Source organism: Streptomyces sp. NBC_00647, from assembly GCF_045207245.1.
Taxonomy (GTDB): Bacteria; Actinomycetota; Actinomycetes; order Streptomycetales; family Streptomycetaceae; genus Streptomyces.
On sequence record NZ_CP109040.1, the window covers coordinates 2,595,729 to 2,614,593 of the forward strand.

14 protein-coding genes and 1 tRNA gene are annotated in these 18,865 nt (G+C 70.9%); 9 read left to right on the top strand and 6 right to left on the bottom strand.

Going from position 1 to position 18,865, the window contains the following annotated elements; translation table 11 throughout:
- Nucleotides 1–83 precede the first annotated feature (83 nt).
- The gene (locus OG788_RS11435) at nt 84–770 is read right to left on the bottom strand and encodes a hypothetical protein (protein WP_351556927.1); all 687 of its coding nucleotides are present in this window, start codon (nt 768–770) and stop codon (nt 84–86) included.
- Nucleotides 771–817: 47 nt separating this feature from the next.
- Here OG788_RS11435 and OG788_RS11440 point away from each other — a divergent pair, with 47 nt between their 5' ends.
- On the top strand, nt 818–1,006 hold the full coding sequence (locus OG788_RS11440; RefSeq protein WP_081223519.1) for a DUF5703 family protein: 189 nt from the start codon (nt 818–820) through the stop codon (nt 1,004–1,006).
- A gap of 243 nt (nt 1,007–1,249) precedes the next feature.
- Here the strand turns inward: OG788_RS11440 and OG788_RS11445 are convergent, their stop codons facing one another.
- The 3 genes from OG788_RS11445 to OG788_RS11455 form a co-directional block, all read right to left on the bottom strand.
- Nucleotides 1,250–2,122, bottom strand: coding sequence for a chaplin family protein (locus tag OG788_RS11445; RefSeq protein ID WP_406370503.1), 873 nt, complete (start codon nt 2,120–2,122; stop codon nt 1,250–1,252).
- A 195-nt stretch (nt 2,123–2,317) separates the two neighbouring features.
- The gene (gene chpH / locus OG788_RS11450) at nt 2,318–2,551 is read right to left on the bottom strand and encodes a chaplin ChpH (protein ID WP_266756890.1); all 234 of its coding nucleotides are present in this window, start codon (nt 2,549–2,551) and stop codon (nt 2,318–2,320) included.
- Nucleotides 2,552–2,743: 192 nt separating this feature from the next.
- Nucleotides 2,744–4,069, bottom strand: a complete 1,326-nt coding sequence (locus OG788_RS11455) for a M20/M25/M40 family metallo-hydrolase (protein WP_266756892.1) — start codon at nt 4,067–4,069, stop codon at nt 2,744–2,746.
- 186 nt (nt 4,070–4,255) lie between these two features.
- Here OG788_RS11455 and OG788_RS11460 point away from each other — a divergent pair.
- Both OG788_RS11460 and OG788_RS11465 read left to right on the top strand, forming a co-directional pair.
- A tRNA-Leu gene (locus tag OG788_RS11460) sits at nt 4,256–4,343 on the top strand.
- Between the two features lie 246 nt (nt 4,344–4,589).
- Nucleotides 4,590–7,370 (top strand): SpoIIE family protein phosphatase, encoded by a 2,781-nt coding sequence (locus OG788_RS11465; RefSeq protein WP_406370505.1) that lies wholly within the window; start codon nt 4,590–4,592, stop codon nt 7,368–7,370.
- 85 nt (nt 7,371–7,455) lie between these two features.
- On the opposite strand, the gene OG788_RS11470 is transcribed toward OG788_RS11465, so the two are convergent.
- On the bottom strand, nt 7,456–8,337 hold the full coding sequence (locus OG788_RS11470; RefSeq protein WP_406370506.1) for an ABC transporter substrate-binding protein: 882 nt from the start codon (nt 8,335–8,337) through the stop codon (nt 7,456–7,458).
- 969 nt (nt 8,338–9,306) lie between these two features.
- On the opposite strand from OG788_RS11470, the gene OG788_RS11475 reads away from it, so the two are divergent.
- From OG788_RS11475 to OG788_RS11495, 5 genes are all read left to right on the top strand, one after another.
- Nucleotides 9,307–10,233 (top strand): glycoside hydrolase family 11 protein, encoded by a 927-nt coding sequence (locus OG788_RS11475; RefSeq protein ID WP_406376726.1) that lies wholly within the window; start codon nt 9,307–9,309, stop codon nt 10,231–10,233.
- 35 nt (nt 10,234–10,268) lie between these two features.
- Complete coding sequence (locus OG788_RS11480; protein ID WP_406370507.1) at nt 10,269–11,252, top strand: polysaccharide deacetylase family protein; 984 nt, start codon at nt 10,269–10,271, stop codon at nt 11,250–11,252.
- Nucleotides 11,253–11,616: 364 nt separating this feature from the next.
- On the top strand, nt 11,617–15,492 hold the full coding sequence (locus tag OG788_RS11485) for a Pls/PosA family non-ribosomal peptide synthetase (protein WP_406370508.1): 3,876 nt from the start codon (nt 11,617–11,619) through the stop codon (nt 15,490–15,492).
- Nucleotides 15,493–15,565: 73 nt separating this feature from the next.
- Nucleotides 15,566–16,960, top strand: a complete 1,395-nt coding sequence (locus OG788_RS11490) for a M1 family metallopeptidase (protein ID WP_406370509.1) — start codon at nt 15,566–15,568, stop codon at nt 16,958–16,960.
- A gap of 4 nt (nt 16,961–16,964) precedes the next feature.
- Nucleotides 16,965–17,339 carry a YchJ family metal-binding protein gene (locus OG788_RS11495; protein ID WP_351550421.1) on the top strand — a complete coding sequence of 125 codons (375 nt, stop codon included), beginning with the start codon at nt 16,965–16,967 and terminating at the stop codon, nt 17,337–17,339.
- A 49-nt stretch (nt 17,340–17,388) separates the two neighbouring features.
- Here the strand turns inward: OG788_RS11495 and OG788_RS11500 are convergent, their stop codons facing one another.
- The gene (locus OG788_RS11500; RefSeq protein WP_356468414.1) at nt 17,389–18,090 is read right to left on the bottom strand and encodes a FadR/GntR family transcriptional regulator; all 702 of its coding nucleotides are present in this window, start codon (nt 18,088–18,090) and stop codon (nt 17,389–17,391) included.
- A 130-nt stretch (nt 18,091–18,220) separates the two neighbouring features.
- Between OG788_RS11500 and OG788_RS11505 the strand changes: the two genes are divergently transcribed.
- Nucleotides 18,221–18,748: a gluconokinase gene (locus tag OG788_RS11505; RefSeq protein ID WP_406370510.1), complete on the top strand. Its 528-nt coding sequence runs from the start codon at nt 18,221–18,223 to the stop codon at nt 18,746–18,748.
- Nucleotides 18,749–18,865 lie beyond the last annotated feature (117 nt).

Consider the following 18,865-nt stretch of genomic DNA (forward strand, 5'->3'; position numbering starts at 1 on the left):
CGTTCGCGGTGCGTGAAACACGGGTGGCGGCCACCGCATCGCGGTGGCCGCCACCCGTGTGAGCCCTTGGCGCCGGGCCGGCCTCAGCGATCCGCGTCCTGGGGATCGGTCTGCTCCTCGGAGCCGAGGTCGTCCAGGTCGTCGTCGTCCGACTCGTCGTCGAAGACCGCGCTGACGTCGAAGCGGCAGACGACCCGCTGCGGGTCGATCGACTCGAAGGGTGCCTCCAGCCATTCCCCGGGATCGGCCGGTTCGTCCGCGGCGGTCACCCAGAGCGTGGAGTCGCCCTCCTCCAGCCCGAATTCCTTGTGCCGGGACGCGATCTCGTCCGGCTCGAACTCGCCGAACAGGACCCCGAGCGCTCCGTGAACAGTGCCGGACGCCGCGTCGAAGCCCTCGGTGGCGGTCGCGCCGTCCTCCTCCACGGCCTCCACCCGCTGAGCCTGCGCCAGCAGTCGCTGCGGCTCCACCACCGCGTAGTCCCGGCGGATCACCACGCTCAGCGCGTTCGGCTCCTCGGGTCCGGTGTACGGGGGCAGCGTGTCGTCACTGCCGGGGATCTCGAAGGGCGTGACCTCGTCGTAGCGGTCGTAGAGGAGCTCGTCGTACTCCTCGGCCGCCGCGGCGAGCTCGTTGAACGCCTCGTAGACGGCCGGGTCGTCATCGCCCGTCCTGCGCTCGACCGCGGCCAGGTGGCGGTCGAGAGCGGTCTTGACCGCCTCGGCGGCGGCGCGTACCTCGGCAGCGGTGGGCTGCACAGCATCAGACATAGTGCAGACGCTATCCGTACAGGGCCTCTGCCCGCACAATAGATGCGATGCCGGAATACGAATTTGTCGACGTGTACGTGCCTCGCGGGGTCTCCCGCAAGGAGACGACACGACTGCTGACGGACCATGCCGAGTACGGACACTGGGAGTTGGACCGCCTGAGCCTGCTGCGCGACGGGAGCCGCAGGGTCCGGTTGCGCCGGAGGATCATTCGACAGGTACGCGCCACGTGGTGACGGAAGTCCGCTGAACCGGAGCGGGCCCCGCCGTCGCGAGGCCCGCTCCGTCGCGCACGCCACGGGGGAAGGTCGTGGCGCCTGGGTCACCCCGGTGCCGCGCCATGATCACGCCTGCGCCGTACCGGGCCACGCCCGCGCCGTACCGAGTCGTATCCGTGCCGTCACCCGCCCGTGTGATCATCGCGCCGATGCCGGCATCGGTTCGGCCCGGCGGGGCCGGGCCGGGCCGGATCCGTGGTGTCAGGCCGCCGAACGCGACCGGCGGTAGAGCACGGCGCCGGCCAGGAGCGCAGCGGCTCCCGCGGGTACGACCGCGCCGAGCGGCAGCTCACTGCCGGTGTGGGCGAGCTCGGCCGCACCGCCCGGGGTGGTCCGCGCGACGGACCGCGATCCCGTTTGGTCGACCTGCGAGGCGGCGCCGCGGTGCTTGCCGCCGCCCGAGCCCGCCTGGCCGGGGTGCCCGGGCGTTCCCGGGTTACCGGCCTGGCCCGGCTGCCCCGGGTTTCCAGGGTGGCCCGGGTGACCGGGGGTGCCGGGCTGACCCGGGTGACCGGGGTTTCCGGGAGTCCCGGGGTGATCAGAGTGCCCGGGGTGGCCCGGGTGACCGGGGTGGCCGGGGTGGCTGCCGGGCGGGGTCGTGGTGTGGCCGCCGCCGGACGCGCCGTTCGCGCAGCTGTCGCCCGCTGCCGCGTTGCCGATCCCCACGACGTTCACGCTGTTGCCGCAGACATTGACCGGGGCGTCGACCGGCACCTGTACGTGGTTGCCGGAGCCCACACCCGGCGAGTGAGCGGCGTGACCGCCGGCCCGGGAGCCGCCGCCCGAGCGGGAGCCCGTGCCGACGTGGCCGCCGGGCTTGCCGCCCCGGCCGCCGTGGTTGACGCAGGTGTTGCCCATGGCGGGGTTGAGCACCCCGACCACGCTCACGGTGTTTCCGCAGGCGTTGACCGGCGCATGCACCGGCGCCTGCACCGTGTTGCCCGACAGCACGCCGGGCGAGTCCGACGCGGAGCCGTTCGCACCCGAGTCGGCGTGCGCGGAGACGCCGGTGACCGCGAGCACACCACTGGCCGCGGCCACGGTCATCAGGCCTTTGCGGGTGACCTGTCGCATAGCTGTATCCCTGCCTTAGTCCTTGGGACGTGGACCATCCGGAACACGGACCCGCCCAGGGGGCGGGTCCGCGGAAAGCCGGTCGGCCCCGGAGCGCATGGCGCGCACTCCGGGGCCGACGAGTTCAGACCCTCACGAAGTGACCCTCATGAGGTGACCCATGGGGGTGCCCCCCTCATGGAATGAGGCACAACGTCACTTGTTGAGGCAGGCGTTGCCGAAGGCGGGGTTCAGCAGCCCGATCACGGAGACCGTGTTGCCGCAAACGTTCACCGGGATGTGAACAGGCACCTGGATGACGTTGCCGGAGGCGACGCCCGGAGAGTGCACAGCGGCACCCTGGGCACCCGAGTCGGCGACGGCCAGGCCCGCACCCGCGAGAACCAGACCACCAGTGGCAGCCGCAGCAGCGACGACCTTCTTGATCATTATTCCTCCTTGTTGGCAAATGCGATCCCCAAGCAGCGGATCGCAACACCTGTAACGAGGAGGGAGTAGTAGGGCTATGGGCTTATGGTCGCATTCACCCGTCCCGGGCGATCTCCGCACGCACGGGCGAATGCCGGCGTCAACCGCACACAACTCCCCGGTCCGGCGCCGGGACGATCCGTGGGCGACGCGTCACGACGCGTCGATGAATCGGTCGAGTACGCGCACTCCGAACTGGAGCGCGTCGACCGGCACCCGCTCGTCGACACCGTGGAACATGCCCGCGAAGTCCAGCTCCGGCGGCAGCTTCAGCGGGGCGAACCCGAAGCAGCGGATGCCGAGGTCGGCGAAGGACTTGGCGTCGGTGCCGGCCGAGAGCATGTACGGAACGGCGCGCGCGATCGGGTCCTCGGCGGAGAGCGCGGTCTGCATGGCGTCGACGAGGGCGCCGTCGAAGCCGGTCTCCAGGGCCTTGTCCGCGTGCACGTCCTCGCGCTTCACCCGGGGGCCGAGAATGCGGTCGAGGTCGGCGAGGAACTCCTCCTCGTAGCCCGGCAGGTAGCGGCCGTCGACGTGGGCCGTGGCCTGCCCCGGAATCACGTTGACCTTGTAGCCGGCGCCCAGCTGGGTCGGGTTGGCGGTGTTCTGCAGCGAAGCGCCGATGAGCTTGGCGATGCCGCCGAGCCTGGCGAGCGTCTCGTCCATGTTCTCCGGGTCGAGTTCGGTGCCGAGGGCGTCGCCGAGCTCGTCGAGGAAGTGCCGCAGGGTCTTCGTCACGCGCACCGGGAACTTGTGCCGGCCGAGCCGCCCGACGGCCTCGGACAGCTCGGTGATCGCGTTGTCCTTGTGGATCATCGAACCGTGTCCGGCGGTGCCGTCCACGGTCAGCTTCATCCAGTGCATGCCCTTCTGCGCGGTCTCGACGAGGTACAGCCGCAGCTTCTCGTTGACCGTGAAGGAGAACCCGCCGACCTCGCCGATCGCCTCCGTGACGCCCTCGAAGAGGTCCGGGTGCTTGTCGACCAGGTGCCGGGCGCCCCAGGTGCCGCCCGCCTCCTCGTCGGCGAGGAAGGCCAGGACGATGTCACGCGGGGGCTTGCGGCCGGTGCGCATCCGCTCCCGTACGACCGCCAGTGTCATGGCGTCCATGTCCTTCATGTCGACCGCGCCGCGGCCCCACACCATCCCGTCGGCGATCTCGCCGGAGAAGGGGTGGTGGGTCCAGTCCATCGCGTTGGCCGGTACGACATCGGTGTGGCCGTGGATGAGCAGCGCGGGCCGCGAGGGGTCCTCGCCCTCGATGCGGGCCACCGTGGAGGCGCGCCCCTTGTGCGACTCGAAGATGCGTGGCTCGAGTCCGACCTCGGCGAGCTTCTCGGCGACGTACTCCGCGGCCTTGCGCTCACCCGGGCCCGAGTGGTCCCCGTAGTTGCTGGTGTCGATCCGGATCAGCTCACGACAGAGGTCCACAACCTCGTCCTCGCCCGTGACGCTCCTGGTCGTGCCGCTCTCGCTCACGCTGCTTCCTCCCACTGTCGCCGCTGACGGTCCCCCTCATCCTCTCTCCGCCCCCCGCTCCTCCCCAAGGCAGGACCCGGCCCGTCACACGCCGTTCACGCGGCGACGGGGGGTGATCGGGGGCCCTCGAAAGCCTGGTAATGTTTCCTCTGTCGCCGCGAGGGAAACCCGCGCGACAGACACCTTGTCCGGGTGGCGGAATGGCAGACGCGCTAGCTTGAGGTGCTAGTGCCCTTTATCGGGCGTGGGGGTTCAAGTCCCCCCTCGGACACCAGCTGGGACGTTCATGAGATCATCCCCGATGCATTCACAAAACCGGTGAGTCATATGACTCACCGGTTTCGTCGTTCCTGAGCCTTCAGCTCGGAAGGCGGGCGGGCGCGGGGCCAGGGTGTCACGCCGTGTCCGCCGCCGGGTCCTCGTGCGGACGACTCCCCGCCTGCCGGGGCACCGGCCCGACCGGACCAGCCCGGGCCCGTCCTGAGCCGCGCCCACAGGGCCGGTCACTGATACTGGGAAAATGGGCAAACTTGGGCGATACGTCCCAGCGAGCCGACGGGGCGACCGTGTGCCTCCGAAGGCCGGGCCGCCGGAAGCCGGCCCGAAGGCCCGTCACCAATCGGCCGTTCGGCGTGTGCTGTCGTCGCTGAAGCCGCGCAGCGTCGCCGGTCAGGTCTTCCTGCTGCAACTGGTGGTCGTCCTGCTGCTCATCGCCACGGCCGTGGTGGCGCTCGTGGTCCAGGACCGCAACCGCGCGATCCAGGAGGCCGGCGACCGGTCCCTGGTGGCGGCCGAGTCGTTCGCGAACGCCCCGGGCACCGCCGAGGCGATGAAGAGCGATGACCCGACGGCGGCACTCCAGCCACATGCCGAGGCGGTGCGCGAGAAGACCGGCGTCGACTACGTCGTCGCGCTGAGCCCCTACGGCTTCCGGTGGACCCACCCGGACCCGGACCAGATCGGGAAGCACGTCTCCACCTCCTACGACCAGGCACTCGAAGGCGAGCCCCACCAGACCACGTTCGACAGCAGTCTGGGGAAGGCGGTCGACTCGACGGTGGCCGTCTTCGACGAGAAGGGGACCGCGGTCGGCCTCGTCACCGTGGGGGTCACGGTGGACAAGGTGACCAGCGTGGTGCAGCGCCAACTGCCGGTGCTCCTCGCCGCCGGCGGTGTCGCGCTGCTGCTGGCCGCGGGTGGGTCGGCACTGGTCAGCGGGCGTTTGCGGCGCCAGACCCGGGGCCTGGGGCCGGTGGAGATGACCCGCATGTACGAGCACCACGACGCGGTGCTGCACGCGGTCCGTGAAGGCGTGATCATTCTGGACGGTGACGGAAGGCTGCTGCTGGTCAACGACGAGGCGCGCCGGCTGCTCGCACTGCCGCCGGAGGCCGAGGGCAAGCTCGTCACCGGACTCGGACTGAGCCCGGCCCTGGCCGGACTGCTGGGATCGGGCCGGGCGGCCACGGACAAGGTCTTCCTGGCCGGGGACATCCTGCTCGCGGTCAGCTTGCGGCCGGTGGGCCTGCAGGGGGGCAGCGTGGCCACTCTGCGGGACACCACGGAGCTGCGCGCCCTCGCGGGCCGGGCGGACGTGGCGGGCGGGCGCCTGCAACTGCTCTATGAGGCCAGCACGCGGATCGGTACCACCCTCGACATGCAGCGCACCGCCGAGGAGCTGACGGAGGTGGCGGTCCCGCGCTTCGCCGACTTCGCCACCGTCGAGTTGCTGGAGCCCGTGCTGCAAGGGGGTGAACCGACGGGGGCGAGCATGGAAATGCGCCGTATCGCGGCCGAGGGCATCCGGGACGACGTGCCCCTCTATCCCGTCGGGAGGCGTATGCACTACGCGCCCGGCAACCCCGTGGCCATCGGTATCTCCACCGGCCGACCGGTCCTGGTGGCGGACCTCGCCATGGCCGACGGATGGCGGGTCCAGAACCCGGAGCGGGCCCGGAAGGTCATCGAATTCGGCATCCACTCCATGATCTCGGTGCCGCTCCAGGCCCGAGGCCAATTGCTGGGGGTCGTGGAGTTCTGGCGTTCGGAGCAGGACCCCTTCGAGCCGGACGACCTGTCCCCCGCCGAGGAACTCGCCGCCCGGGCGGCCGTGTGCATCGACAACGCGCGCCGCTACACCCGCGAGCACACCACGGCCGTCACCCTCCAGCGCAGCCTGCTGCCCGGCACGCTCCCCGAGCTGTCCGCCCTGGAGGTCGGACACCGGTACCTGCCCGCCCAGGCGGGGGTGGGCGGCGACTGGTACGACGTCATCCCGCTGCCGGGAGCCCGGGTGGCCCTGGTGGTCGGCGACGTCGTCGGACACGGTCTGCACGCCGCCGCGACGATGGGCCGCCTGAGGACCGCGGTGCACAACTTCGCCGCGCTGGACCTTCCTCCGGACGAGCTTCTCGCGCACCTGGACGACCTGATCACCCGGATCGACCAGGACGCGGCAGCCGAGGGCAACACCGAGGCCGTCACCGGTGCCACCTGCCTCTACGCGGTCTACGATCCGGTCTCCGGGCGGTGTGTTCTCGCCCGGGCCGGTCATCCCGGTCCGGCGCTGGTCTCGCCCGACGGCTCCGTGACCTTCCCCGACATCCCCGTCGCCCCGCCACTCGGCGTGGGAGGGGGGCTGCCGGTCGAGACGGCCGTGCTCCGGCTGGCCGCCGACAGCCGGCTGGTCCTCTACACCGACGGCCTGGTCGAGGCCCGCGGCCGGGACATCGACATCGGGCTCGGCATGCTGAGGGATGCGCTCGCCGATACGGACGGCGCCACCCCGGACGACACCTGCCGGGTGGTGCTCGACGCGATGCTGCGCACCCGGTCGAGTGACGATGTCGCCCTGCTCGTCGCACGCACCCGGCTGCTCGACCCGGAGCAGGTCGAGGAGTGGGACGTGCCCGCCGACCCCGCGGCCGTCTCCCGGATCCGCGCCGAGGCCACCCGCAAGCTCGAGTCCTGGGGGGTCGGCGAAGCCGCCTTCACGACCGAGCTGATCCTCAGCGAACTGGTGACGAACGCCATCCGGTACGGAGGGAGCCCCATCAGTCTGCGGCTGCTGCGCGACCGCGACAGCCTGATCTGCGAGGTCGCCGACGGCACCAGCACCTCCCCGCACCTGCGCCGCGCAGCCTTCACCGACGAGGGGGGCCGTGGTCTGTTTCTCGTCGCGCAGATGTCCAACCGCTGGGGGACCCGGTACACCGACCGAGGAAAGATCATCTGGGCCGAGCAGTCGCTCGCCGCCGGAGCCGCCGGGGCCCTGGGCGACCTCCTGATGGCGGACCTGTGAAGCGGGACGGAAACCGGACCACAGACCTGTGAAGCGGGACAGAAGCCGGACCGCCGCCCCGGGGGTGTGCGCACGCCCGGAGCGTTCAGGAGCCGCCGTCGACCGTGAAGTACGGGATCTTGGCCGGGTCCTGGCCGAAAGCGGCCCCGAGATAGACGGCCGACAGTTTGGTGAGCGTTCCGTCGTCGATCAGCTGCCTGATGATCTGGTCCAGCTCGTCCCTGTTGGGTGACCCCTTCGGGTAGAGCGCGCCGTAACCCTGGTCGGTCCTGTACTGGCCCACGAGGCGCACCCTGCCCTCCCGCTTCTGGGGATACGCCAGCAGAATCGTCGTGTCGTGGACGACCGCGTCGATCCGTCCCTCCTCCAGCGCCGTGACCATGTCCGGGTCGTTGGGGAAGGCGGTGACGGGTTTGGTCGGCTTGAGGCGCTTCTGGACGAACTCCTCGCCCGTGGTGCCCTCGGCCACCCCGATGCGGACGTCACGGATGTTGTCCTCGTTGATCTTCTCGTCGTCCCTGATCAGCACTCCCAGGGTCGAGGAGAGGTAGGGCGGGGAGAACTCGACGACCTTGCTCCGTTCCGGGGTGATCGTGATCTGCGCCAGGGCCAGGTCGAAGTCCTCGGTCCGGCCGGACACGACCTCCGGGAAGGGGGCGTTCTCCACCTTCACCCGGTCCAGTCCGGACCGGTAGGCGATGTTGGCGGCCATGCAGTACTCGTAGCCGCTCTTGATGGAGTCCGGCGCGTCGCCGCTGTTCCACCAGCCGGGCGCGGGCAGGGTCGTTTTGACCGTGAGGGCGCCCGCCGTCCGGGGTGACAGATGAAACTCCCCGTAGTGTCCCGAGATCGGGCAGTCGCCGTAGTGGACGTTCGACGACTCCGACCCGCCCTGGTCACAAGCCGATGTCGCGACGATGAGCGTCACGCTGACAGCCAGAGAGACGATCGCTGCCGCGGCGCGCATCATTGCACCTCCGGTAGGGGCATTCTCCTTGGGTCACCATAAATCACCATGAACCATACGACTGCCGGAGTCACCTGGGAGGACTCCGGGGCGCAGGTCCCGTCACCCGTCTTCCGAGGCTGTCGCAGCGGCCGGCCGGAGGCGCGAGCCATCCCCGGTCACGCCGTGCCCCGGCACCCCGTGCTCCCGGCACCCCACGCGCCGCCCCTTCGAGGACGACGTCGACCGCGATCAGGCCCGGGGCCTGCCGTCACGGCTCGCGCGCGAGGACCAGGCGGCACCGGAGGCCGCCGTCCTCGCGGCGGCCGAAGTCCTCCACGACCGCACGCAGCCCCGCTGCGCCTGATCGAGTGAGCTCGCGAACGACCCCACCGGCCGAGACCCCACCTCGCGCGAGGTCTTCCGCGTTTCCGGCCCGCCGCACGACCGACCGCGCGATACCCCCGGCATCGCCCAGGGGCCCGCGCTGATCGCGGCCTCCACATTCGGCGATCCCCCGCCGACCCGACCCTCGAAGCCCGATTCGGAAGAGCTTCGAAACTTTCGAAGAATTGGACTTCCATTTGATCTTGAGTGGCGTCCGACCGATGATCTCTCTCGCCCAATCAGGCCACGGATAGGCCCTGAACAGGTAAAACCTCGACCGCGAGGGCTACCCATCTGGGCGAATGTTTCGGCAGTACAGCCGAAAGTATTGACAGTTGACAGGGCCAGATCAACACTGTTCGCGATTCACGGAGCTCAAGCCCGGCCGTGTTGCGCGATGCCGACGCGCGGTCACCTCACGCCTGTTCCGCGACCTCGCGACGTCCCTCCAGAACCGTGTCACGCCGCCTGGCCCCCACCGGTCCACGAGAACGAGGAGGAAACACGCAGATGATCGACGCACCCGCACACCCGTCGAGCCGCAGCAGCGGTCGCTTCGGGGCGCTCAGTCACTTCCGGCTGCTCATCAGTGGTGTCTGCACCATGCTGCTGGTCGCCGTGGCCGCGCTGACCCTGCCCGGCACCGCCCACGCCGACACGGTCGTCACGTCGAACCAGACCGGTACCGACAACGGCTACTACTACTCGTTCTGGACCGACTCACCGGGCACGGTCTCGATGAACCTGGGGTCCACCGGCAACTACAGCACCTCATGGAGCAACACCGGGAACTTCGTCGCCGGCAAGGGCTGGAGCAACGGCGGACGCAGGAGTGTGACCTACTCGGGCACCTTCAACCCGTCCGGCAACGCCTACCTGGCTCTCTACGGGTGGACGGCCAACCCGCTCGTTGAGTACTACATCGTCGACAACTGGGGCACCTACCGGCCCACCGGAACGTTCAAGGGCACGGTCACCAGCGACGGCGGTACGTACGACATCTACAAGACGACGCGGACCAACGCCCCCTCCGTCGAGGGCACGCGCACCTTCGACCAGTACTGGAGCGTCCGTCAGTCGAAGAGGACGGGTGGAACCATCACCACCGGCAACCACTTCGACGCCTGGGCCCGCGCCGGAATGCCTCTGGGCAGCTTCAACTACTACATGATCCTCGCGACCGAGGGATACCAGAGCAGCGGGAACTCCAACATCACGGTGGGTGACACCGGTTCGGGCGGTGGCGGCGGGGGCGGTGGTGGCGGCGGATGCACCGCGGCCCTGTCCGCCGGCCAGCAGTGGAGCGACCGCTACAACCTCAACGTCGCGGTCACCGGCTCCAGCAACTGGACCGTCACGATGAACATCCCGTCCCCCGCGAAGGTCCTCTCCACCTGGAACATCAGCGCCTCCTACCCCAGCGCCCAGGTGCTGACCGCCAAACCCAACGGCAGCGGCAACAACTTCGGGGTCACCGTCCAGGCCAACGGCAACTGGACCTGGCCGACCGTCTCCTGCAGCACGAGCTGACCGCCCGAACCCCCGAAGCCGGAGGACCCCTTCGCATGAGAACCAGACCGCTTCGATCCTTACGCGCCCTGATCACGGGGCTGGCCGTCGTCGCGACGGCCGTCACGAGCACCCTCGCCTTCGACGCCCGTCCGGCGCAGGCCGCCACCTGCAACGGGTACGTCGGGCTCACCTTCGACGACGGCCCGTCCACGACCACGCCGAATCTGCTCAACGCGCTCAAGCAGAACGGGCTGCGGGCCACGATGTTCAACCAGGGCCAGTACGCCGCCGGGAACCCGGCCCAGGTGCGGGCCCAGGTCGACGCCGGCATGTGGGTGGGCAACCACAGCTACACCCACCCGCATCTGACCCAGCAGAGCCGGGCCCAGATCGACTCGGAGATCTCCCGGACCCAGCAGGCCATCGCCGCCGCCGGCGGCGGCACGCCGAAACTGTTCCGTCCGCCGTACGGCGAGACGAATGCGACGGTGAAGGCGGTCGAGGCCGCATACGGCCTCACCGAGATCATCTGGGACGTCGACTCGCAGGACTGGAACGGCGCGAGCACCGACGCGATCGTCCAGGCCGCCGGCCGGCTCACCAACGGCCAGATCATCCTCATGCACGACTGGCCGGCCAACACGATCGCCGCGATCCCGCGCATCGCGCAGGGACTGGCCGCGCGCGGCCTGTGCGCCGGGATGATCTCCCCGGGGACCGGCCGCGCCGTGGCTCCCGACGGCGGCGGCACAGGTGGCGGCGGTGGCGGTGGCGGGTGCACCGCGACGCTGTCCGCGGGCCAGCAGTGGAGCGACCGGTACAATCTCAACGTCACGGTCACCGGTGCCGGCAACTGGACCGTGACGATGAACGTCCCGTCCCCGGCGAAGATCCTCTCGACCTGGAACATCAGCGCCAGTTACCCCAGCGCCCAGGTCCTGACGGCCAAACCCAACGGCAGCGGCAACACCTTCGGCGTCACCATTCAGACCAACGGCAACTGGACGTGGCCCACGGTCTCCTGCGCCGCGGGCTGACCGGGCCGGACCGCACCGAGGAACAGCACGCCCGGCGTGGCGGCCGCGAGCCGTCACGCCGCCCTGCCGCGCCTGGCACAGCGAGGGCCCCGATCATCGGATCGGGGCCCTCGCTCACTGTGTCCGCAGCGTCACGGAAAGATGTGGGGCAGATCTCGTCACGCTGACATACCCCCACGTCACAGCGCTGGAGCGAGGGCCCTGACGACGCTCTCGGGGACGCCTCGCATCGCTGATCCGCAGGTCCGAAGCTAGCGTCGTACTAAAATTGCAGGCTTGTTCGGAGCTGGACCGGAATATCCCCAGGCGTACCTGCGGGCCCACCGGCTCCCCGGAGTCTCCGGGAACAACACGTGAGGACCCGATGGCAGCCCTCCAGCAAGGCCCCGCACTCGCGTTGTCCGACGACGAGGTGCGTGCGGAGTTCGGTGACCAGGCGCGCTTCTCCGCCGCTTCGGCCGCCTCGCCGCGGACGCTCGTCGACATCCTCGACGCCTCCGTTCGGGCGTACCCCGACGAGCCCGCTCTCGACGACGGCCGGCGTGCCCTCACCTACCGTGCCCTGGCCGCCGAGGTCGAGGCCATGCGGTGGCGGCTCGCGGAGGCCGGGGTCGGTCTCGGAGACCGGGTCGGCGTGCGGGTCCCGTCCGGCACGAACGAGCTGTACGTGGCGATCCTCGGGGTCCTGGCGACCGGTGCCGCCTATGTTCCGGTGGACGCCGAGGACCCCGACGAGCGGGCCGAGCTGGTCTTCGGCGAGGCGGACGTGCGCGCGGTCGTCGGGGCCGGGCAGGAGCTGACTGTCACCGGCCGCTCCGAGGTTCCCGCCGGTCGGCCCGGCGTCGAGCACGACGCGTGGATCATCTTCACCTCGGGGTCCACCGGCAAGCCCAAGGGCGTGGCCGTGAGCCACCGCAGCGCCGCCGCCTTCGTCGACGCGGAGGCCGACCTCTTCCTGGCCGAGGAGCCCATCGGCCCCGGCGACCGGGTCATGGCGGGTCTCTCCGTCGCCTTCGACGCCTCCTGCGAGGAGATGTGGCTGGCCTGGCGGTACGGCGCCTGTCTGGTGCCCGTGCCGCGCTCCCAGGTGCGCAGCGGCGCCGACCTCGGGCCCTGGCTGGTCGAGCAGGAGATCACCGTCGTCTCCACCGTGCCCACGCTCGCCGCCCTGTGGGAGCCCGAGACCCTCACCGAGGTCCGGTTGCTGATCTTCGGCGGCGAGGCCTGCCCGCCCGAGCTGACACAGCGGCTGGTGACCGAGGGCCGGGAGGTATGGAACACGTACGGGCCGACCGAGGCGACCGTCGTGGCCTGTGCCGCGCTGCTGACCGGGGACGAGCCCATCCGGATCGGACTGCCGCTCAACGGCTGGGAGCTGGCGGTCGTGGACGAGGCCGGCGAGCCGGTGCCGATGGGCGGCAGCGGCCAGCTGGTGATCGGCGGAGTCGGACTCGCCCGCTACCTCGACGCCGAGAAGGACGCCGAGAAGTACGCGCCGCTCGAGTCGCTGGGCTGGGAGCGGGCGTACCGCAGCGGTGACCTGGTCAAGGCCGAGCCCAAGGGGCTGATCTTCCTCGGGCGGGCCGACGAGCAGATCAAGCTCGGCGGACGCCGGATCGAGCTGGGCGAGGTGGACGCCGCGCTCCAGGCGCTGCCCGGGGTCGCGGGCGCCGCCTGCGCCGTGCGGACCGCGCGCGGCGGCAATCAGCTCCTCGTCGGCTATGTCGTCACCCAGGACGGCTGGGACCGGGCGGCCGCCGTCGAGAAGCTGCGCGCCGAACTGCCCGCCGCCCTGGTGCCGCTGATCGCCCCGGTCGAGGATCTGCCGACCCGCACGTCCGGCAAGGTCGACCGGAACGCGCTGCCCTGGCCGTTGGAGGGCCTGGAGACGGGTGGCGCCAAGGAGCAGCTCTACGGCACGGAGGCCTGGCTCGCCGAGCAGTGGAGCGAGGTCCTCGGCATCCCCGTCGGCGGCTCCACCGACGACTTCTTCGCGATCGGCGGCAGCAGTCTGGCCGCCGCCCAGCTCACCACGAGACTTCGCGCCCGCTATCCGAGCGCCGCCGTGCTCGACATCTATCAGCAGCCCGTCCTGCGCAAGCTGGCCCGTCATCTGGAGAAGTCCCGCCAGGACGACGGCGCCGAGCGGATCATCGCGCCGGTCCCGCTGCGCGCCAAGCTGGTCCAGCTGCTCGTGCTGGTCCCGCTGTTCAGCGTGCTCGGGCTGCGCTGGACCGTGGCGCTGGCCGCGCTCGGCAACGTACTGCACTGGTTCGGTCCGTATCCATGGGCACCCGGCACCTCGTGGTGGCTGGTGGGCGCCGGTGCGCTCGTCCTCTACAGCCCGCCGGGACGGCTCGCCGTCGCCGCGGGCGGTGCGCGGCTGCTGCTGCGCGGGGTGAAGCCCGGCCGGTATCCGCGTGGTGGGAGCGTCCATCTGCGGCTCTGGACGGCCGAGCGGCTCGCCGGATTCAGCGGCGCGACGTCGCTGACCGGGTCCTGGCTGGAGCGGTACGCCCGTGCTCTGGGCGCCAGGGTCGGCCAGGACGTGGATCTGCACTCGCTGCCGCCGGTGACCGGCATGCTCAAGCTGGGCCGGGGTGCCGCCGTCGAGTCCGAGGTGGACCTGTCGGGGTACTGGCTGGACGGTGACCGGCTGGAGATCGGCGCCGTGAAGGTGGGCGCCGGTGCCGTGGTCGGGACGCGCAGCATCCTCTTTCCGGGCGCCCGGGTCGGCAAGCGTGCCGAGGTGGCGCCGGGTTCCGCCGTGGCGGGGCAGATCACGACCGGGCAGCGCTGGGCCGGCGCGCCCGCCGTCAAGCTCGGCAAGGCCAAGCGCGTATGGCCCAAGGACAGGCCGCAGCGTGGCACGTACTGGCGGGCGATGTACGGCGCGACCGGGTTCGCGCTGAGCGCGCTGCCCGTGCTGGCCTCCGTCGCCGCGCTGCTCGTGATCCGGGTGTTCGTGAGCGCGGACGCGGGCCTCGATGAGGCGTTGCGCGGTGCCGCGCTCGGCCTGGTGCCGGCGACGCTCGCCTTCGGTCTCGCGTACGCGGTGCTGCTCCTGGTCTCCGTACGGCTGCTGAGCCTCGGGCTGCGGGAGGGCACCCATCCGACCCACAGCCGGATCGGCTGGCAGGCGTGGACGGTCACCCAGCTCATGGACCGCTCCCGGGAGGTGCTGTTCCCGCTGTACGCCGGGCTGATCACGCCGGTGTGGCTGCGGCTCCTCGGCATGCGGATCGGCCGGGGCGCCGAGGTGTCGACCGTGCTCGCGCTGCCGAGTCTGACGACGGTCGGCGAGGGCGCGTTCCTCGCCGACGACACGCTGACCGCGCCGTACGAGCTCGGGGGCGGCTGGATGCGGATCGGGCGGGCCGAGATCGGCCGCCGGGCGTTTCTCGGCAACTCCGGGATGACCGCTCCGGGCCGCAGTGTGCCGGACGGCGGTCTGGTCGGCGTGCTGTCGGCGACGCCGAAGAAGGCGAAGAAGGGCACCTCGTATCTGGGGCTGCCGCCGGTGAAACTGCCGCGTTCCGCGCAGGGCGGCGACCAGAGCCGTACCTACGACCCGCCGGCCCGGCTGCTCTGGGCCCGCGGTCTGGTGGAGGTGTGCCGGCTCGTGCCGGTGTTCTGTTCGGCGGCGCTGGCCGTGCTGACGGTCGCCGCGCTGTGTGCGCTGGGCCCGTGGGCGTGGGCGCTGTCCGGAGCCGTGCTGCTCGCGGTGGGCGTGCTCGCGTGCCTGGTGTCCATCGTGGCGAAGTGGCTGCTGGTCGGCCGCCACCGCGCCGGGGAGCATCCCCTGTGGAGCGGTTTCGTGTGGCGCAACGAGCTGGCCGACACGTTCGTGGAGGTCGTGGCCGTGCCGTGGCTGGCCGGATCCGTGCCCGGTACGCCGCTGATGACCGCGTGGCTGCGCGGGCTGGGCGCCCGGATCGGCAGGGGCACGTGGGTCGAGAGCTACTGGCTGCCCGAGACGGACCTGGTGACGCTCGGGGACGCGGCCACGGTCAATCGGGGCTGTGTCCTGCAGACCCACCTCTTCCACGACCGGATCTTGCGGACGGATACTGTGGTCCTCCGTGAGGGCGCCACCCTGGGCCCGGGCGGAATCGTCCTGCCCGGCAGCACCGTAGGGGCCCGTTCCACCCTGGGTCCCGCGTCGCTGGTGATGGCGGCGGAGTCCGTTCCCGACGACACCCGCTGGCTGGGCAATCCGATCGAGGCCTGGCGTTCATAGAAGACGTGACCTGATCGGATACGAAGGGCGGTACAGCGGTACGTCGAGCACAGGGCAGGGAGCAGTCGCAGCAGTGAGCGTTCAGCAGACAGCGGGACCGGACCCCTATTTCCCGGCCAACGGCGATGCCCGTTACCGGGTGCACCGGTACGAGCTGGCGCTGGACTACCGCCCCGGCCCCAACCGGCTCTCCGGCACCGCGCGGATCAACGCCATAGCGGGCCGCTCCCCACTGACCGAGTTCCAGCTGAACCTGGCCGACTTCCGGATCGGCCGGGTCCGTGTCGACGGCAAGGCGCCGCACTACACGCACCGGGGCGGCAGGCTGCGGGTCCGTCCGCCGAAGCCGGTCCGGGCCGGCGCCGCGTTCACCGTCGAGGTGCACTGGTCGGGCAACCCCAAGCCGGTCAACAGCCCCTGGGGCGGACTCGGCTGGGAGGAGCTGGAGGACGGGGCGCTGGTGGCGAGCCAGCCGGTCGGCTCGCCGTCCTGGTACCCGTGCAACGACCGGCCCGCCGACAAGGCCTCCTACCAGATCTCGATCACCACGCCGTCCTCCTACGCGGTGGTGGCGGGCGGACGCCTGCTGACGCGGACGACGAAGGCGTCGACGACCACCTGGGTGTACGAGCAGTCGGCGCCGACCTCCAGCTATCTGGTGGGCATGTCGATCGGCAAGTACCAGACGGTGCTGCTCGGCGACCCGGGCCTCGGGGGCGTACCGCAGTCCGCGCATCTGCCCGCGCAGCTGCTCCCGGAGTTCTCCCGGGACTTCGCACGGCAGCCCGCGATGATGGAACTGTTCGAGAGCCTCTTCGGACCGTATCCGTTCGGCGAGTACGCGGTGGTGGTGACCGAGGAGGAGCTCGACGTCCCCGTCGAGGCTCAGGGTCTTTCGCTGTTCGGCGCCAACCATGTCGACGGGGCGCGGGGGTCGGAGCGGCTGATCGCGCACGAGCTGGCGCACCAGTGGTTCGGCAACAGCGTGTCGATCGCGGACTGGCGGCACATCTGGCTGAACGAGGGGCTCGCGAAGTACGCGGAGTGGCTGTGGTCGGAGCGCTCCGGCGGGCGTCCGGCGCGTCAGCTGGCCGCCGCGGCGCACCGGAAGCTGTCCGCGCTGCCGCAGGACCTGCTGCTGTCCGACCCGGGACGCAAGCTGATGTTCGACGACCGGCTCTACGAGCGCGGCGGGCTCACGGTGCACGCGATCCGCTGTGCGATGGGCGACGAGGCGTTCTTCCGCATGCTGCGCGGCTGGGCGACCCTGCACCGGGGCGGCGCGGTCACCACGTCCGCCTTCACCTCGCACGTCTCGCGCTACGCGGCCGAGCCCCTGGACGACCTCTTCACGGAGTGGCTGTACGAGAGGGCGCTGCCTCCGCTGCCCGCGCCCGTGCCGGAGATGCCGGTCCGGCCCGCCTATCCGCCCACGAACGCCGACTCGGCGCGGGTCCGGGGAGAATGACACGATGACCAGCCGTTCCTGCCCTTGCGGGCTCGCCGAGCCGTACGCGCGGTGCTGCGGGCGCTTCCACCGCGGTGAGGCCGCCGCGCCGAGTGCCGAGGCGCTCATGCGGTCGCGCTACTGCGCCTTCGTGAAGGAGGACGAGGGGTACCTGCTGCGGACCTGGCATCCGCGGACACGGCCGGCCCGGGTGGAGTTCGACGCCGGGATGCGGTGGACCGGCCTGGAGATCCTGGACACGGGTCAGGGCTCGGCGTTCCACACCACGGGGACCGTGACCTTCCGGGCTTCCTACCGGGGCGGCTCGCTGCACGAGCGGAGCCGGTTCGAGCGGGTGGACGGGGCCTGGGTGTACGTGGACGGGGAGTTCCTCGACTGACCGTCGGGGCGGACCGGCGGAGTGCGCCGACCGCGGAGTACGCGGACCGTCAGGGTGCCAGGATGTCCAGTTCCTGGAGCGCGCCGACCGTGATCTCGCGCGTGAGCTGCTCGGCGCGGCGCGCGTCGCCCTCGCGGACGGCCTCGGCGACCTGGACGTGCAGGGTGACGGCCGCGGGGTCGGGGTCCTCGAACATGACCTCGTGATGGGTCCGGCCGGACAGGACCTCCGCGACGACGTCACCGAGGCGGGCGAACATCTCGTTGCCCGACGCGTTGAGGATCACCCGGTGGAAGGCGACGTCGTGGACGAGGTACCCCTCCAGCTGCTGCCCGCGTGAGGTGGCGACCATGCCCAGCGCGCACTCGGTGAGTTCTGCGCACTGCTCCGCGGTGGCGTGCCGTGCGGCCAGTCCCGCGGCGACGGGTTCGACCGCCGAGCGCAGCACGGTGAGCGAACGGAGCTGGTGGGGGCGGTCGGCGCCGGCCAGCCGCCAGCGGATGACCTGAGGGTCGTAGACGTTCCACTCGGACTTGGGGCGCACGGTCACGCCGACGCGGCGGCGGGACTCGACCAGGTACATCGATTCGAGCACCCGGACCGCCTCGCGCATCACGGAGCGGGACACCTCGAAGCGCTGGGCGAGTTCGTCGGTGCGCAGAACGCTTCCCGGCGGGTAGTCGCCCGCTGTGATGGCCGGCCCGAGGGATTCCAGTACATGTCCGTGCAGTCCCCGGCCCCGTGTGGTCATGGGGCCAGCGTACGAGGATGACGCCGAGAACAAAAAGTCAGACTTATATGTCACACACTCTTGAATTCGTCGTACCTAATACGTTTCAGTGGCGTCGACATCAGATGTCGACGAAGACAGCGAGAGCGCGATGCAGCACAGTCCCACCCCCCATGTCGTCGTGGTCATGGGCGTCGCAGGCACCGGAAAGACCACCATCGGTCCGTTGCTGGCGGCCCGGCTCGGCGTTCCGTACGCCGAGGGCGACGACTTCCACCCGCAGGCCAACATCGCCAAGATGACGGCCGGGACGCCGCTGACCGACGAGGACCGCCGGCCCTGGCTGGACGCCATCGGGCGCTGGGCGCACGACCGGGCCGGGCTCGGGGGTGTGGTCAGCAGCTCGGCGCTGAAGCGCAGTTACCGGGACCGGCTGCGGGCCGCGGCACCCGGGGTCGTCTTCGTCCACCTCACCGGTGACCGCGCACTCATCGAGAACCGGATGTCGCACCGCAAGGGGCACTTCATGCCCGCCGCGCTCCTCGACTCGCAGTTCGCCACGCTCCAGCCGCTGGCGGCGGACGAGGCGGGGGTCTGTGTGGACGTGTCCGGCGGCCCCGACGAGATCACCGAACGGGCCGTGGCCGCGCTCGACGGTCTCACCCCGCCCCGACGGTGACGCCGCCCTCGCGGTGACACCGTCTCCCGGCGGTGACGCCCGCGCTTCATGGTGCCGACCCGGCCCCTCGAAGCGGCGGAGCCTTCTCCACCCTGTCTTCTCCACCCCTGCCTTCAC